We start from the raw sequence: 15,129 nt of genomic DNA, 5'->3' as shown, positions 1-15,129 counted from the left end.
CGAGTGCTCCGTTGCCCAGAAGAGGTTCCGAGCAGCACGAACGTGCCGCTCCGGTTCAACCACGGAGCGACGGAACGTTCATCGGAAGTGAGAGGAACGCCCCGCCGCTAGCGGAGCGTCCTCGTCACCGCGGCACAGGCCGCGCACGAGGCAGCAGACATGCCGCCGATGCTACCGGAGCAGGCGGTAGGTGATCCTTCGGCGTCACTGCGCCGCGGACGTACCGGGCGCCCGCCACCCCCCCCGCATCACACCCGGCCCCTGCCCCGCCCTCGTCACGCCCGGCCGAGCCGGCGCCGGCGGGGTCCGTCGGTCCCGTCAGTTCCGTTTGTCCCGTCGGTTCCGTCGGGTCTGGGGGGGCAGAACTCCCGCCTGTCCGCGCGGGATCTCTTAATCGATTGCCGCCGGGCGGCACGCGCGGATAGGAAGGGCGGCATGCTGAGGGGAACCAGGGTCGGCCTCCGGGACCGGCACGAGGACGACATACCGGTGCTGCGGGCCGAGCTTTACAACGACGTGGTCAACGCGGCGCGCGCCGAGGGCGGCCCGTGGCGGCCGGTCACGGCGAAGGACCCGCGGCTCGCCGTCGACAACCCCCCGGACAACCTCGCGCCCTTCTCCGTGGTGGAGCTCGACGGCGGCACCCTCATCGGCACGGCGAACCTGTGGGGCATCGACACCCACAACCGTAACGCCCACATCGGCATCGGCCTGCTCCCCGCCGCCCGCGGCAAGGGCTACGGCACGGACGTCGTGGCGACGCTCTGCCACTACGGCTTCGTCGTACGTGGCCTCCAGCGCCTCCAGATCGAGACCCTCGCGGACAACGAGGGCATGATCCGCGCCGCCGAACGCAACGGCTTCGTCCGCGAGGGGGTGCTGCGCTCGTCGGCGTGGGTGTTGGGGGAGTTCATGGACGAGGTGGTGTTGGGGCTGGTGGCGGGGGAGTGGGAGGGGGTGGGGGTGGGCTAACACCTGCCGGTACTGCGACTCCGTCAGCATTGACACGGACGGGACTGCACATCCCTCTGAGCCGGTACGCGTGGCGCGGTCACCGCGCAGGCACGCCCGCCACAAAGTGCGCCCAGGCACGCCGGGACAGTTCAAGGCGCGGCCCCGACGACCGCTTTGAATCTCTTATGAGGACACCGTCGGGCGTGTAGGCCGCCTCCAGGCACTCAGTCGCGTTGCCGCCGCTGTAGGACGACTTGAACCACTTGGGCCGATGAGCGGGCGGCTGGCCGACTGACATTCACAGCTCCTCGTAAACGCGCTGGATCAGGGAAGACGACGCCTCCATGTCCAACGCTTGTGCGCGGAGGTACTCGAACGCAACCCTGTATCGGTGCAGTTCCTCTTCCTTCTCCAGGAAGAGCGAGCCGGTGTGGAAGTCGACGTACACGACGTCGAGAGCCGACTCGGGGCCGCCGAGGATGACGAAACTGCCGAGCGCGGCGGAGTGGGCGCCCTTGGAGAACGGCAGCACCTGAAGCGTGATGTGCAGGGACTCGTTCGCCTCGAGCAGCCGCTCCAGCTGTTCCTTCATGGTCTCCGGCGATCCGACGACACGGCGGATGACGGACTCGTCGAGGATCGCCCACAGCCGCGGCGGGTCGGGACGGGTGAGGATCTCCTGCCGCTTCATGCGGATGTCGACGAGCCGCTCGATCTCCGCCGGCGCCAGCGGGATCTCGTTAGCCTTCTGCAGAGCGGTGCTGTACGCGCGGGTCTGCAGAAGACCGGGGACGTACACGCAGGAGAAGTGATCCTCCCGTACGGCCTCATCCTCCAGCGTGAGCAGCAGGTTCATGCTCTCCGGGATGGAGTCGGAGAAGGAACTCCACCAGCCCTGCTGCTTGGCGTCCTTGGCCAGTCTGACGACGGCCTCCCGCTCGGCGTCCGTCGCTCCGTACTCACGGCACAGGGCGTCGACGACGATCCACTTCACCGGTCCGGCCTGCGTCTCGTAACGGCTGACCGTGGCCTTTGATACACCGACCAGCCGTCCGGCCTCCTCAAGCGTCATGCCGCTGCGGGCGCGCAACTTGCGCAGCGTTGAGCCCAGTTGGCGGCGGCGGGTTGTGGTCCTTCCGGACATGGAACTCCTCTGAGGCATAGGCCAGGCGGCCGTTCGGGGCGAGAACAGGCTAGGGAGGCCAGGCCCGCACCACGCACAGATTCACCCGATCGAGGCTCGTGAGAAGTTACACGGTGAGAGTTCTCTGTGCCATTCTCGGTAACGCACCGCCACGCAACGCATCTGGATCGGCACGATGCGTACTCGGCAAGTGGCGCGGGAGGGAGACTTGCTGTGTCCGGGACTTACATGGAGAGCGTGCAGCGCCGATGTGTGCTGCCCTTCGAAGCGCTGCCCAGCGAAGTCCGTCTGCTGCGGAGGGCGGCGGCCGCCCAGCTGAGCCAGTGGGGCGTGCCGGCCGCCGGAGATGCGGCGCAGCTCGTCGTGACGGAGCTGGCGACGAACGTCATCAAGCACGTCGGTGAGGGCTCTGCGGCGACGCTAATCCTCGAGCGGAAGCGTGAGCGGCTGCGAGTCGAGATGCATGACAAGGCCAGATCGCTGCCTTCGCTGCGTGCTGCCGACTGCGACGCCGAATGCGGCCGTGGCCTGCACATGCTGGCTGCGATGGCCGTGGACTGGGGAGCGGTGGCCACGGCCATCGGCAAAGCGGTGTGGTGCGAGATCGAACTTGGTCAGGACGTCGGCTGCCTTCGCATGGAGCGCGCCGCCGACGCACTGGAGAGCTACCGGGCGCGCAGCGGGACGCTTCCGCAGGGCCAGTGCGACGCCGTCCTTGCGGAGTCAGCCGTCGAGCTGATCGCTGACCTGCTGCACTGGACCAGCGCGCGCGGCCTGGACCCGGACGACGTTCTGGACCGGGCGCAGATGCACTATGAGGCTGAAGCGGAGGCCGCCTAGTGGACGGCATCCCCGGTGGGCTTGCGCATCAGCTCACGGAGCGCATCCGGCGTACGCCAGGATTCTCCTGGGCGGATTCTGTGACACATGCGGTGGCAGTTAGCGCACAGGCACGCGAGGTCGTCCAGCTTCGTCTCCCTGACTCCGGAGACATGAAGAGGAGTGATGTGATGCACCTCGATGTAACCGTCCCCGAGGTCTCCGTACGCTTGGGCGAAGTCGAAGGCGCAAACCTCACATCGCAGGGGGAGTCCTTGCCCTCGCGCTTGTCCGATCTTGCGGGCGCGCAGCTTGGGGTCACGCTCACGTGCGAGCGCCCGCCGGACGAGAAGGCGGCCTTCGATCGCCGACGCGCCCGTCTCGTCCACCTCCTCGGGCTGGGGCGGAATGCGGTACAGCTCGCCAGAGCCAATGGCATCCCTGAGGGCCTCCGCGGCGAGACACATCTCCGTCTCCCGCTCGGTGAAGGCTTGGATCATCAGCAGGGTGGGTTTCCCGCACCGTGTGGCCTTACCGGTGTAGGACGGGTGGTTGGTCATGAAGTCCGTCGTCTTACGGCTCACACTGTCCGGCGACCGGAAGCTGGGAACGCTGCGGGCCTCCGGGGCGTGGAGGGGCAGCGAGCGGAGCAGGTCAGACAGTTCCTGGACCTCGGGCTCCCCGGTCCTCAGCTCGCGCCAGCCGTTCTTCACGACCAGGGCGCCCGCAAGCACAAGTTCGTCCTCGGTCCAGGCAGGTATCCGCATGGGCAATATCGTATGAGTGTTCGGCGTGGCGGAGGGTGCGTTCCGGGAACGGCGAGGCGTGCTGCACACTTGGTCAGGTCTCGTTGTCAGTGGGGTCTGTCACCCTCAGTGATGGTGGATTGCAAGATGTGTCTGCCGCTGCACGGCTGTAAGGAGGGGGCATGACCCACACGAAGGAAGCTCACGGCGTCCAGGCGACGCCGATGGAGCCTCAGCTCACTTCGATCGAGATCTGCGCTGGGGCTGGAGGTCAGGCCATCGGTCTCCATCAGGCGGGCTTCGGACACTTGGCCTTGGTCGAGATCGACGCCCATGCGGTCGAGACGCTCAAGCTGAACATCGAAGATCATGAGGTGTGGGCCTGGGAGCGGGAACACTGCGACGTTCTGGCCGGTGACGTCAAAGAGTTCGACCCTTACCGGGACGTCAAGAAGAGTGCCGAGCTGCTGCGGATGCGAGGCCTCGATCTGCTGGCGGGTGGCGTGCCCTGCCCGCCCTTCTCTCACGCCGGCAAGCAACTCGGCAAGGATGACGAGCGGGATCTTTTCCCGCGCATGCTCGAATTGGTCGAAATCCTCAATCCCCGCGCCGTCATGATTGAAAACGTGCGCGGGATCATGGACCCCAAGTTCTCGGACTACCGGGACTGGATCACGGCCCGGCTGCAGGGTGGCGAGTACCGAGGCGACGACGGCCAGATGGCCAAGGACCCCGGTCTCGGCTACACGGTCGCGAAGTGGGGGGTCCTCGAGGCCAGCGACTTCGGAGTGCCGCAGCTCAGACCGCGCGCCATCCTCGTGGCCTTCCGTGAGGACATCATCAAGGATTTGAAGTACGAGTGGCCGACACCGACGCTCGAGGAGCCGGTGAGTGTGGCTGCAGCGCTTCAGCCTTCGATGCTGGAGCGGTACTCGCGGTATTTCGAAGGAATTCATGCACAGCGAGCCCGTGAAGCATACGAAAAGTGGCTTCACAAGGCGCAAAAACGAGACGCCGAGCTGAAGGGAAAGGGCGGCGGAATCGCCCCGACTCTCGTAGGAGGATCCAAGAAGCATGGCGGCGCAGACCTGGGGCCGAGCCGCGCGAAGGAGGCCTGGCGTCAGCTCGGCATCTCCGGCCTGGGCGTCGCCAACGACATCGAGACCTGCGAGAAGAAGCACACCGAAGACCGTGATCTCTTCCGCCCCGACGGGCCGATGCTTACGGTGCGGCAGGCAGCCATCGTCCAGGGCTTCCCGAGGGAGTGGGACTTCTTCGGCGGGAAGACGGCGCAGTACCGGCAGGTCGGTAATGCGTTCCCGCCGCCCGTGGCCAGGGCCGTGGGGCAGTCGATCGCCGATGTGCTCAGGGCAGCACAGGAGCGTGACCGCGCCGAGGCTAAGTCTGCTTAGGCCTCGCCTGCTTGCCCTGGCTGCGACGCTTTCCGACCTCCGCAGCGATGCGTGCGGCGCACTCCTCTGACGCCTCGTGCTCCCAGAACCGGAGCACCGTCCAGCCTGCCTCTGCCAGGCGCTGGTCGGTGTCCCGGTCGCGGGCCACGTTCCGAGCGACCTTGTCCGACCAATAGCCCTCGTTGGTCTTCGGCGGGACGTAGTGCTCAGGGCATCCGTGCCAGTAGCAGCCGTCGATAAAGACGGCCAACTTCGCCGGACGGAAGACCATGTCAGCCGTCCGGCGAAGGTCGGGCAGCGGCCTCGCTGCCACGCGGTAGCGCAGTCCCTGCGCATGAACCAGCCGCCTGATCAGCTTTTCGGGTGTGGTGTCCCGGCTGCGGATGGCCTGCATGTTGCGCCGCCGGGCCGCGGAGGAGGCCCAGGAACCGGCGGGCGGCACCCAGACCTCCTTGCTGACCGTGACGGCAGCAGTGGTGTCCCGGTCAGTGTCTTGCTGATCACGCTTCTTCTTCACCGACGACCTTGGGTAGACGAGGTGCTGTGACCACGGGGTCGCTGGGATCCGCGAGGACCCATTCGCGGCCCTCCAGCTCGACACGTGGACGGTCGCCATGATGCGGCATGGCCTCGGCTACCCGGAAGCTGACGAACTCACCACGCTGGGGAACCACGGCTCCGACCTGCCTGGCGATGTCACGGTGCTTGGTGTACGGGCCGGCTATGACGATGCCCTCCTGGCGGAGAACCGTCCGCGCTCGGCCCTCACCTTCCCGCAGTCGTGCCATGTAATCGAGCTGCTGGGCCGCCGTCCGGACTGTTCCCCGTCCGATGCGACGGTTCTGGACTCTGCGGAACAGCTCAATGACACGCTTCTGGCCGGACTTCTCGCTGAGAATGGCGGTGCGTGTGGCCTCTGGCAAATGCAGCAGGACGTTCTCAGGAAGCTCCGCGTCGCGCCAGATCCAGTGCACCGCGTCTTCCCGGTGCTCGGCTTTCAGTGTCAGCTTCTTGTCGCGGTTGCTGCCACTGTTGAGATACTCCTTGCGCACTCGGAACACCCCTGCGCTCCACTTGCTCTTGCTGTCATCCGCCCAGACCAGCAGGCAGAGATAATGCATGGCTTCCGGAGGGATCATCCACCCGCCGAAGCTCTGCGAGAACTTGCAGTCCACGTCAACGTCGCAGATGCGATAGTCCATGGGGTGCTTGTCGCCGCCGTTACCCACGTCGCCACCGTCGCAGAATTTGAACTCGCGTTGCAGGTTGATCTCAACGAGAGTGCCTGCGTGGGTCTTCTCCGTTTTGAACAGCTGATCCCAGGCGTATCTGCCGGTCACCTCACCGTTCAGTAGTTGGTCGATGGTGTCCCGGAGAACTGCGCCGAACCTCTTCCCGTCCGGATCAAGGGAGAGGATGTGATCAGCCACCTTTTGCACGTCGAGGTCCTGCTCCAGCGCATCCTGCCTCGCAATGCGGGCCGCTGCTTGGGCGGTGACGTCTTCGTCGAAGGGCAGCAAGGTCCGTCCTGTTCGTCTTCTCTGGTCTTGTTTGATTGTTTGGGTGCGTGCCGCCTACGAGGAGGGCCCCGAAGGAACCGTGGGCTCCCCCTCCAGGCGGGAGTTCTTGGCTCGGAAGCGGACTAGGCGCCGGTCGCCACTGGCGGCCGACCGCGGCGGAATCAGGGTGAAAGCCATCACGATCCTCGACGGATCGGCGACGCCGTTGTGGACCGCGGCCTGGACGTGTTCCTGGCTGCTGCCCTCCACGACGGGGTAGAGCAGAGCCACGCCCGTCCTCGGCCTGACGAGAGAGCTGCCCCCGGCAGCGGCTTCATCGATGAGCCGCTGAGCTGCGGTCCGGTGCTCAACGCTGGCAATGCGGCCGAAGCTGCTCTTGCCGGCCTGGATGCTCCGTCGGACGAGAGACAGCGGGGCTGAGCCGAGGACGCTCGCCTCAATGCGGTTCTCAGAGGCCAGCCGGGGCGAGATAAGCAGCCAGTCATCCACCCGTGCGAGGGTGCCGTCGAGCTGCTGCAGGTAGGTCAGGTGCGGGTCGAAGTACTTGGGCCGCTCCCACTCGAGCTTGCACAGCACACTCAGCAGGTCGCCGTGGGTAACGGTGCCAGTGAGCGCTGTGAAGGTGCGCGAGAGGGGGCTTGAGTTGTCCGGCGGGTTGTTGAACGGCACGGGCTCTGGGGCCAGTGCGCGCAGCAGCGGCAGCCAGTGCTCGGTATTGCGCTTGGTCACCGAGCCTGACAGGGGGTACGAGGCAGGCTCGATCGGGCGGCCGGGAGAGCGGATCTCCACCAGCTCGGCGTTGAACATCTTGTTGCGTGCCGAGGGCTTGAGCCAGGGCAGGTGCTGCGCCACGAGCGGCGGGATCTGGACAGGGGTGACCTGAGGCTTGCCGTCGACGAGCACGGCGTACTGCGCCAGCTGCTCGCGGAACGTCTCCTCATCCCGGCAGACGGCCTCGTACGCCTCATAGAGATCGACGTACTTGTCACGGCCGAACGGCTCCTCACGGCCGATGTAGAGCCGGACGAGGTCTCGGTACCCGGGGCGGAAGCCGAACCAGCGTCCCATCTGCATGAGTGTGTCGGCCTGCTGGGTGGTGCGGCGGTAGTAGGTGACGGTCAGGCCCTCGACCGTGAAGCCGCGGGACAGCTTGGTGCCGCCCACAAGGATCTTCCAGACGTTCGGAGTCCGGTCGAAATCAAGGTCAAGCTGGGCGAAGTACCGGTCGGTGTCTCCGTTCACCACGATGACCGGCTGGCCTCCGCTGCCGATGCGCTGCCGTGCGGCATGGACATAGGGCCGCAACTCCTCGTAGGAGGCCGGCGAAGGCAGGTCGCTCGCCTGGGCTGCACTGACCGGGCCGAAGTCGCTCTCCCAGAGCGCTGCGAGACGTTCATGTCCCGCGGTGGAGCTGTAACCCGCCTGGTGCCACATGGTGTTGATGCGCAGCGCCAGATCAGCGTGGTCGTCCTGCCGCACTGACTGGTGGGCGAGCATGGTGTGGTGCCGGAAGGCCGCGTCAGGCACACCGTGATCCGCCCGGTAGAGCTTAAGAGCGCCGGACAGCACGAAGGCGTCCATCGCTTCCTGGAGTCTGTCACCAGTCGAGTCGTAGACCCCTCGCACGTGCGCCTTCTCCTGAGAGTTGGCGTACGTGCGCTGGTCGGCGGGCACGGGGGAGTTCAGGTCGTGGAAGTCCTGGACTCCCATGTACCCGGCCGGCCGGGGCAATGAAATCAGGAAGTCGCTGGGGAAGATGTCCATGTCGTCACCGGGGTCGATGAAGACGTTGGCGAACGGTGTCGCGGTGTAGCCGACGTACTGGGCACGCGGCAGCAGCCCGAGCAACTTGGAGATCAAGCCGTTGATCGCAGTGCGTTCGGTGGATCCCCGCTCCCACTTCTTGGGGTCGGAGGTGTTGACGGACGCCTGGTCGGACTCGTCGTCGATGATGAGGGCCGGCAGTTCACCCAGGATGCCGTGGATCTGCTTGAGGTCCTTGACCAGTTTGGTAAGGACGCTCTTGTTCTTCTTCACCACAAGAATCCGCGCCGCGGCATGGTGCAGGTTCGCCGGATCATGCAGCGGCTGAGTCGGGACGCGCTTCTCGAACTCCAGCGCGCGGATGCCTTGCGCCAGGCTCTTGTAGTCGTTGTCACGAGTCGTCAGGCGCTCGATGTCGAAGGCGCCGAGCGTGGAGGGGCGGGCACCGTGGCGGACGAAGTCCGGCCAGCCCTCGTCATCGCCTACGTAGTCCACGCCCACGAGGGAGTCCCTGTCCGAGACGTCGGCGCCACGCAGGATGTTCTCCTGGCCGATCAGCTCCATGTCCAGGCGCCGCTGTGTCTGGGCACGCAGCAGGTTGAGAGTGCCGCCCAGCACGATGACCAGGCGGTACCCGGCGTCGATCGCCTTGGCGGCCACCCCGGTGAAGTTTGCTGTCTTGCCGGACTGGACGTAGCCCACCACCAGGCCCTTCGCCTGTCGGGCCGCCGACTGTTCTGGATCGGCGAGGCGCTCGACGACCGCCCGGCTCGCCTGGTCCAGGCTGGCGATGGCCGCTTCGGACCAGCCCTTCTCACGAAGCTTGCGTTCGTGAGCTGTCCAGTAGAAGCTCCTGGCGGCTGCGCGTTCAGCGGTGTACCAGGGAGTGAACTCCCGGGTGATCACCGTTGCTCCCGGCACCTTCGCCACGGGCACGGCCTGGTCCAGCGCCTTGCAGACGTCGCTGCCGAATCCCAGGTGCTCGTAGATCACGGCACGCCGCTCGTCCGTGCGGGCAGGAGTGCTGCTCCCCCAGGGCGGGTTCTCGGCGAAGTCCCAGGCAGTCAGGTGTCGGCTCCACAGGGCGGTCAGCGCTTCGTCCCCGTTGAGGAGACACGAGCGGAACAGTTCCTCGCTCAGATCCGCGTCCGGGTACACCTCAGCGGCGAGCTTGGCCCAAGAGGCGAAAGTGCGCGGCAGGCTGCCCATTCCGGCCAGCGCAGAGGTGTGAATGTCGAGCAGCACGGCGGAAGAAGTGGTGGTCATAATCCCCCCAGTCAGGACTGTCGTAAGAGTGGTACTGGATCAGTCATCTGTCTGCGTACGGCGCTCTCGGTGCGCGCCTGCAGCGGCCAGCAGAATGGTGTTCCAGTAGTCCATCCGGTCCTGCCGGCCTCGCTCCCAGCGGCCGAGCCCGAAACAGTCCTCAAGCAGCAGGTACAGAAGTGTCTTTGTCACAGGTGCGTCGTTACTTCCGCCGCGCCTCCCGTCGTTGAAGTCGTTGCGGAAGGACCTGTTGAGCAGGACGACGTTGTTCTCGCGGTCGAGGTCGAAGAACTTGTCCGCCGGCAGTGCGGCCCAGGTGAAGGCGATCGGCTCTTCACCCGGCTTCTCAGGGAGTTCCTCTTTGATGACGCGCTTGATCTTCGGGTCCATGCCCTTGCCCGGAGGCGTCACGGCCTTGCGCACGATCTCGTTGCGCTTGGCCCCTTCCCGGTAGGTGGCTTCAGCGTCGCTGAGGTACTGGTGGAAGGTGTGGCCGTCTGCATCCACCGCCTTCTCCACGCCGAGCGTGAAGGCAGGCGTAACGGTGACGCTCTCCTTCTTGACGTCCAGGCTCAGAACGCTGTTGCTGTGGGCGGGCAGGTCGACTTCCACGCGGGCGAGCGCGAGATGGCCCTCGGGATTGCGCAGGCCGTTCCAGCCGCCCGCTTGGACGAGGCGGTTGTTGCGGTAGAAGTAGAACCCCTGCCGGTCAGTGAGCGAGCCGATCTGCCGGAACCCCGCCTGCTTCGACTTCGCGGGCCAGATGTGCGCGGTCAGCTGGATGTCGCCCAGACCCTCGACGGGAGCGGTGAACGTACGCGGGTAGCGCGCCTTTCCGGGCACCTTGTACCCAAAGGGATCCAGCGCCTGGACGGCGATGTGGTCCACTTCCTCGCCGAGTTCCCCCTCGGAACTGCTGATGTCCCACACGGCGATGTCGAGGTTGAGGCCGTTCTGCAGGAAGCGGTGCAGGTAAAGACCCAGGTGAGTTTCGAGGCGCGCGATGGCCTTCGACAGGAAGTGGTCGCTCTGGCCAGTCGTCACGGTCTCGAAGACGCGCACCTGGTCCCAGCGCACGATCGTGCCCTGCCACTCGATGACGCCGTCGTACCGGTCCACGAGTTCCTGCGCGTAGCGTGGATCAACCGTGTCGCATCGGAAGCTGTCCTCGATGCCCTCAGCCGTGAGGCGTCGCCCGGCGGCGCGGCTGCGCTTGGTGCGGCTGACGACGGTGAGGGAAGCCGCGTGGGAGAGCGAGGCCGCTTTCAGCCCCGTTCCGTACATGCCGAGGGCGTCGTCCCCGTAGTCACGGCGGCGCCCTACCGTCATGGCCGCGTCCAGGCCCACGTCGTCCATGCCCTTGCCGTTGTCGATGACCAGGAGGGTGAGGATGCGCTCGGCATCGCGCAGGAAGTGCACGACTATCTTGTCGGCCCCGGCGTCGATCGAGTTGTCGACCAGGTCGGCGATGGCGACCTCGAAGCCGTAGCCCTGATTCGTCAGGGCCTTGCCGTAGCCGGCGTCTGGCGGCAGATGCGTGCTGCCGGTGGTGGGGACCTCGTACTGCCAGACAGTGCCGGGCTCGTAGGGCATGGGCTTCCTCAAATACACAGGTCTGGGCCTTGTCAGCGCATGACGGCCCTCCGCTTCGGTTGGTTCGTGTGACGGTACTGCAAAGGTCGGACATTGAAGCTGCCGAGCCATGAAGTGGGGTGATTAGTCCCGAATTTGCCACCGTGAGGTGCTCCGTCCTGCGCTTTCACCGCATGAAGTGAGGCGGAGCCGGGGCGGTCATGTCGGCCTAAGCTTCACCTCATGGTGCAAAGCAACGCGACCGACGTCGACGCCTACCTCGCCGAGGTCTCCGACGACCGCAAGGCCGTCCTGACGCGGCTGCGTGAGCTGTGCCGGGCCGAGCTCAAGGGGTTCACCGAGGTCATGGCCTACGGGATGCCCGCGTACGAGCGGGACGGAGTCGCCGAGATCGCCTTCGCGAGTCAGAAGCAGTACATCTCCGTCTATCTGATGCGCGCCGACGTCCGGGACGCCTTCGCCGAGCGGCTGGCCGGCCAGGACATGGGCAAGGGCTGCCTCCGCTTCCGTAAGCCCGAGCGCGTCGACCTCGATCTGGTCCGCGACCTGTTGCGGGCCACCGCGGCGGCCCCCGGCCAGATCTGTTAGCAATGCCGCCGCCCCCGCGCCCTGCCACCCCTCGCGTCTCAGGCGCAAAGCACCCGTTCAGATCTCCGGGATTGAGACCTCCCGCAGGTCGGAAATGATGCGCTCGAAATCTGCCAGCGCCCGCCTGCAGAACTCTTGGTCCTGGGTGATGATGAGCTCGAGCGCCTTCGAGAAGGCAGGGTTCGCAAGTCCCCGTGCTTCGTTCGAAACCCTACTGGGTAGCAACACCCAGTTCCTCCTTGACGTGTCGAGGGTCCATTCCACTTGAGTGGAGGATGCTCGCACCGATTCGCGTATCAGTTGCGCTGTTCGCTCACTGCGTGCCTTGAAACGCCATTTCATGAGTGGCACCTGAAGGTAGCCGTGAACAGGGTTCGACTCCGCTGACAGCCCGTACCATTCCAGCTCACCGAACCTACTCAAGGTGCGTGCCGCGAGGGCGCTTCGCTTCGACATGTCTATACCTGTTCTGCGCTATGGGCGGCCTGGGGTTCGCGGATGCGACGGGCCGTGTCACGGCCGTACCGTCGCGCTCGACCTGGGGCCGGCCGCCGGGTCGGTGCGGAAGTTCAGTTCGCGAGCAACCGTTACCGAAATCTCCACCAGGGTCTCCTGCTTCACAGCGGGGATGCGATACCTGTGATCGCGTATGAAGTTCACGAAATCCTGAGGGAGTTGGATGCGGTGATACTGCACGTATGAAGCGAGGTCCAGTCGCCAAGCGTGGGACCCGTCGGTCAGCACGGACGATCCTCCCGGGACTCGGAAAGAACCACCGATCATGTCCGTCGTCAGTTCCATTACGTCGAGAACCGGGTAGCCGGACCTGAGGTACCGGCTGACCTCGGCACTCGGGTAGTTCACTCCTGAACCTGGCGACGGGATACCGTCCTTGTAGACGTCGGCATTTCCGTTCGTCAGCTCTCGAAAGAATCCAATGAACTGCATCAGTTCGGCCCCGTAATGTTGCGCTATCCCTGAACGGTCGGACCCAGAATGGCAGAACGGTTCCCTGAGTGACAGGCGCTCCCGCAGGTGCCGCGGTGGATCCGCGCAGTGGTCGCGTCGGTGGGGGTCATGCCGGCCGTGTGGGCCGCGCGGCGGTCGAGGCCGTCGTAGGTGTGCGTGAGGGGGCGGCCGGCGAAGTCGGATCCGTGCGTGCCAGGCGGACCCTGCCAGGTCTGTTGACGGCCCCGCCGCCGGCCGCACACGTCCGACGCGTCTCCGGCGCACCGCGGCCGAATTGGTTGTGTGCAATCCAGTTGCGCACAACCGAATGGCGCGCTATCTTCTTCATCGTGCTCACCGCACACAGACCTCAGAGAAGAAGGGCACACACCATGCCGTTCATCACCGTCGGTCAGGAGAACAGCACCAACATCGACCTGTACTACGAGGACCACGGCGCCGGGCAGCCGGTCGTGCTGATCCACGGGTACCCGCTCGACGGTCATTCCTGGGAGAAGCAGACCGCCGCCCTGCTCGCCGCCGGCTACCGGGTCATCACCTACGACCGGCGCGGCTTCGGGCAGTCCAGCCAGCCCACCACGGGCTACGACTACGACACCTTCGCCGCCGACCTGAACACCGTGATGGAGACGCTCGACCTGCGGGACGCGGTCCTCGTCGGGTTCTCCATGGGCACCGGCGAAGTCGGCCGCTACCTCGGCACCTACGGGTCGGAGCGCGTCGCGAAGGCCGCGTTCCTCGCCTCGCTCGAGCCGTACCTGCTCAAGACGGACGACAACCCCACGGGCGTCGACGCCTCCGTCTTCGCGGGCATCGAGAAGGCCGTCGCCGAGGACCGGTACGCCTACTTCACCGCGTTCTACCAGGACTTCTACAACCTGGACGAGAACCTCGGCACCCGCATCAGCGAAGAGGCCCTGCGCAACAGCTGGAACGTGGCCGCCGGGTCCTCCCCGTACGCGTCCCTCGCCGCCGTCGCAACCTGGACCACCGACTTCCGGGCCGACCTGGCCAAGATCGACGTCCCGGCGCTGATCCTGCACGGCACCGCCGACCGGATCCTGCCCATCGAGTCCACCGGCGAGCCCTTCCACCGGGCCCTGCCCCAGGCCGAGTACGTCGTCATCGACGGCGCCCCGCACGGCCTGCTGTGGACCCACGCCCAGGAGGTCACCGACGCCCTCCTCGCCTTCCTCGCCAAGTGAGTCAGTAGCAACACCGCAAACAGCGAGTGCGCCCGGCCGCCGGATCCACCGGTGGCCGGGCGCACCCGTACGCGCGCGTCCGCGAACCGGGCTACACCCCGTGGCACTCCCCGTACGCCCGCCCCGACCCGCACCAGCACGCCTCCGCCCGCTCCGGCGGCCACGCCACCGCACGGCCCCGCGCCGCCAGCGTCGTCGCGTACTGAGGGAGGAGGGAGGAGTCGGACGGCGAGGCCAGCTCCGAGGCCGCGAACGCCTCGTACGACGGGACCGTGCCCCGCACGATGCCCAGGTTCGGCGTGCCGGAGGCGGCCAGTTCGCGCAGGGCCGCCTCCGTCGCCTCCAGGTGGGCCGCGTACGACGGGTACTCCTCGGTGAGGTCCGGGTACGCCTCCGTCAGCTCCGTCAGCTCGTCGGCCGGCCAGTGCAGCACCGCCACCGGGAACGGGCGGGACAGCGCCTCCCGGTACGCGCCCAGCTCCGCGCGCAGCCGCAGGATCTCCGCCTCCAGCTCCTCAGGGTTCTCCGAGCCCAGCGACCACACGCGCTTGGGGTCGTGCAGCTCGTCCAGGCCGACGGGGAGCTTGTGCACGGAGTCCGCGAGCGCGTCCCACTCGTCGTGCGACGCGCCCAGCATCCTGCGCACCCGGTGGCGGCCGAAGAGCAGCGGATACGTGGCGCGCGGCGGCTCGTCCACGCCGGACAGCAGCAGGCGTACCGCCTCGGTGAACGTCTCGTGCGCCTGCTCCAGCTCGTCGTGCGCCTCCAGCGCCTCCGCGACGATCACCCAGGGGGCCGGGTCGCGCGGGGACGCCATGCGGATGCCGTCGATGATCGCGCGGGCCTCCGCCTCGTGGCCGTACTCCCACAGGTTGGCGGCCTTCAGGGCGCGGACCAGGTACGGGTCGTCCAGGTCCGGGCCCGAGGCCAGCAGGCGGTCGTAGAGCGCCGTCGCCGCCGGGCGGTCGCCGGCCAGCTCCCGGTGCGCGGCGGCCCGCAGGAGCAGGGCCTCGGCGTCCTCGGGGTAGCGGTCGGCGGTCCGCTCCAGACGGGCGGCCTCGTTGATGTGGTCGACGTTTTCGGCAGGCGTGTCGGGGCGCATGGGGGACACCGTACTGCCGACAGGTGACAGAAGTGAGGGGCCCATGG

The 15,129-nt window shown here is 66.6% G+C and carries 15 protein-coding genes; 5 read left to right on the top strand and 10 right to left on the bottom strand.

Annotated features, from left to right (window positions below; genetic code table 11):
• Window positions 1-435 precede the first annotated feature (435 nt).
• Complete coding sequence (locus ACFOSY_RS08475; protein ID WP_394306118.1) at window positions 436-972, top strand: GNAT family N-acetyltransferase; 537 nt, start codon at window positions 436-438, stop codon at window positions 970-972.
• 79 nt (window positions 973-1,051) lie between these two features.
• Here ACFOSY_RS08475 and ACFOSY_RS08470 read toward each other — a convergent pair whose 3' ends face one another.
• Both ACFOSY_RS08470 and ACFOSY_RS08465 read right to left on the bottom strand, forming a co-directional pair.
• On the bottom strand, window positions 1,052-1,252 hold the full coding sequence (locus tag ACFOSY_RS08470; protein WP_394306117.1) for a DUF397 domain-containing protein: 201 nt from the start codon (window positions 1,250-1,252) through the stop codon (window positions 1,052-1,054).
• Window positions 1,253-2,098: a helix-turn-helix domain-containing protein gene (locus ACFOSY_RS08465; RefSeq protein ID WP_394306116.1), complete on the bottom strand. Its 846-nt coding sequence runs from the start codon at window positions 2,096-2,098 to the stop codon at window positions 1,253-1,255. It abuts the gene before it with no gap.
• Between the two features lie 228 nt (window positions 2,099-2,326).
• On the opposite strand from ACFOSY_RS08465, the gene ACFOSY_RS08460 reads away from it, so the two are divergent.
• Window positions 2,327-2,938 carry an ATP-binding protein gene (locus tag ACFOSY_RS08460; protein WP_394306115.1) on the top strand — a complete coding sequence of 204 codons (612 nt, stop codon included), beginning with the start codon at window positions 2,327-2,329 and terminating at the stop codon, window positions 2,936-2,938.
• Here the strand turns inward: ACFOSY_RS08460 and ACFOSY_RS08455 are convergent.
• Window positions 2,935-3,684: an HNH endonuclease gene (locus tag ACFOSY_RS08455; protein WP_394306114.1), complete on the bottom strand. Its 750-nt coding sequence runs from the start codon at window positions 3,682-3,684 to the stop codon at window positions 2,935-2,937. The two genes, ACFOSY_RS08460 and ACFOSY_RS08455, sit on opposite strands and share 4 nt — an antisense overlap.
• A gap of 161 nt (window positions 3,685-3,845) precedes the next feature.
• Between ACFOSY_RS08455 and ACFOSY_RS08450 the strand changes: the two genes are divergently transcribed.
• Window positions 3,846-5,075, top strand: a complete 1,230-nt coding sequence (locus ACFOSY_RS08450; protein WP_394306113.1) for a DNA cytosine methyltransferase — start codon at window positions 3,846-3,848, stop codon at window positions 5,073-5,075.
• On the opposite strand, the gene ACFOSY_RS08445 is transcribed toward ACFOSY_RS08450, so the two are convergent.
• From ACFOSY_RS08445 to ACFOSY_RS08430, 4 genes are read right to left on the bottom strand one after another with little or no spacing between them, the layout of a single operon-like run.
• Window positions 5,062-5,517: a very short patch repair endonuclease gene (locus tag ACFOSY_RS08445; protein ID WP_394306241.1), complete on the bottom strand. Its 456-nt coding sequence runs from the start codon at window positions 5,515-5,517 to the stop codon at window positions 5,062-5,064. The genes ACFOSY_RS08450 and ACFOSY_RS08445 overlap by 14 nt on opposite strands.
• 58 nt (window positions 5,518-5,575) lie before the next feature.
• Window positions 5,576-6,595, bottom strand: coding sequence for a NaeI family type II restriction endonuclease (locus tag ACFOSY_RS08440; RefSeq protein WP_394306112.1), 1,020 nt, complete (start codon window positions 6,593-6,595; stop codon window positions 5,576-5,578).
• Between the two features lie 54 nt (window positions 6,596-6,649).
• A complete protein-coding gene (locus ACFOSY_RS08435) occupies window positions 6,650-9,625 on the bottom strand; it encodes a Z1 domain-containing protein (protein WP_394306111.1) in 2,976 nt (991 codons plus the stop codon).
• A gap of 39 nt (window positions 9,626-9,664) precedes the next feature.
• Complete coding sequence (locus tag ACFOSY_RS08430; RefSeq protein ID WP_394306110.1) at window positions 9,665-11,218, bottom strand: ATP-binding protein; 1,554 nt, start codon at window positions 11,216-11,218, stop codon at window positions 9,665-9,667.
• Window positions 11,219-11,440: 222 nt separating this feature from the next.
• Here ACFOSY_RS08430 and ACFOSY_RS08425 point away from each other — a divergent pair, with 222 nt between their 5' ends.
• Complete coding sequence (locus tag ACFOSY_RS08425; RefSeq protein ID WP_394306109.1) at window positions 11,441-11,806, top strand: iron chaperone; 366 nt, start codon at window positions 11,441-11,443, stop codon at window positions 11,804-11,806.
• Between the two features lie 57 nt (window positions 11,807-11,863).
• On the opposite strand, the gene ACFOSY_RS08420 is transcribed toward ACFOSY_RS08425, so the two are convergent.
• Window positions 11,864-12,262 (bottom strand): hypothetical protein, encoded by a 399-nt coding sequence (locus tag ACFOSY_RS08420; RefSeq protein ID WP_394306108.1) that lies wholly within the window; start codon window positions 12,260-12,262, stop codon window positions 11,864-11,866.
• A 57-nt stretch (window positions 12,263-12,319) separates the two neighbouring features.
• Complete coding sequence (locus tag ACFOSY_RS08415; protein ID WP_394306107.1) at window positions 12,320-12,754, bottom strand: hypothetical protein; 435 nt, start codon at window positions 12,752-12,754, stop codon at window positions 12,320-12,322.
• A gap of 392 nt (window positions 12,755-13,146) precedes the next feature.
• On the opposite strand from ACFOSY_RS08415, the gene ACFOSY_RS08410 reads away from it, so the two are divergent.
• Window positions 13,147-13,980, top strand: a complete 834-nt coding sequence (locus tag ACFOSY_RS08410) for an alpha/beta fold hydrolase (protein ID WP_394306106.1) — start codon at window positions 13,147-13,149, stop codon at window positions 13,978-13,980.
• 91 nt (window positions 13,981-14,071) lie between these two features.
• Here ACFOSY_RS08410 and ACFOSY_RS08405 read toward each other — a convergent pair whose 3' ends face one another.
• Entirely contained in the window at window positions 14,072-15,082 is a 1,011-nt protein-coding gene (locus ACFOSY_RS08405; RefSeq protein ID WP_394306105.1) for an SEC-C domain-containing protein, read from the bottom strand.
• Window positions 15,083-15,129 lie beyond the last annotated feature (47 nt).

This window comes from Streptomyces lusitanus (genome assembly GCF_042647945.1).
Lineage (GTDB): Bacteria > Actinomycetota > Actinomycetes > Streptomycetales > Streptomycetaceae > Streptomyces > Streptomyces pseudogriseolus.
The sequence above is the reverse complement of the archived record's forward strand: the minus strand, read 5'-3'. Positions and strand labels throughout refer to the sequence as shown.

Excerpts from the sequence above, each read along its gene's own strand:
- ACFOSY_RS08435 (WP_394306111.1), bottom strand. The coding sequence starts at position 9,625 with ATGACCACCACTTCTTCCGCCGTGCTGCTCGACATTCACACCTCTGCG.
- ACFOSY_RS08470 (WP_394306117.1), bottom strand. The coding sequence starts at position 1,252 with ATGTCAGTCGGCCAGCCGCCCGCTCATCGGCCCAAGTGGTTCAAGTCG.
- ACFOSY_RS08465 (WP_394306116.1), bottom strand. The coding sequence starts at position 2,098 with ATGTCCGGAAGGACCACAACCCGCCGCCGCCAACTGGGCTCAACGCTG.
- ACFOSY_RS08420 (WP_394306108.1), bottom strand. The coding sequence starts at position 12,262 with ATGTCGAAGCGAAGCGCCCTCGCGGCACGCACCTTGAGTAGGTTCGGT.
- ACFOSY_RS08410 (WP_394306106.1), top strand. The coding sequence starts at position 13,147 with ATGCCGTTCATCACCGTCGGTCAGGAGAACAGCACCAACATCGACCTG.
- ACFOSY_RS08455 (WP_394306114.1), bottom strand. The coding sequence starts at position 3,684 with ATGCGGATACCTGCCTGGACCGAGGACGAACTTGTGCTTGCGGGCGCC.
- ACFOSY_RS08460 (WP_394306115.1), top strand. The coding sequence starts at position 2,327 with ATGGAGAGCGTGCAGCGCCGATGTGTGCTGCCCTTCGAAGCGCTGCCC.
- ACFOSY_RS08430 (WP_394306110.1), bottom strand. The coding sequence starts at position 11,218 with ATGCCCTACGAGCCCGGCACTGTCTGGCAGTACGAGGTCCCCACCACC.
- ACFOSY_RS08475 (WP_394306118.1), top strand. The coding sequence starts at position 436 with ATGCTGAGGGGAACCAGGGTCGGCCTCCGGGACCGGCACGAGGACGAC.
- ACFOSY_RS08405 (WP_394306105.1), bottom strand. The coding sequence starts at position 15,082 with ATGCGCCCCGACACGCCTGCCGAAAACGTCGACCACATCAACGAGGCC.
- ACFOSY_RS08450 (WP_394306113.1), top strand. The coding sequence starts at position 3,846 with ATGACCCACACGAAGGAAGCTCACGGCGTCCAGGCGACGCCGATGGAG.
- ACFOSY_RS08415 (WP_394306107.1), bottom strand. The coding sequence starts at position 12,754 with ATGCAGTTCATTGGATTCTTTCGAGAGCTGACGAACGGAAATGCCGAC.
- ACFOSY_RS08425 (WP_394306109.1), top strand. The coding sequence starts at position 11,441 with ATGGTGCAAAGCAACGCGACCGACGTCGACGCCTACCTCGCCGAGGTC.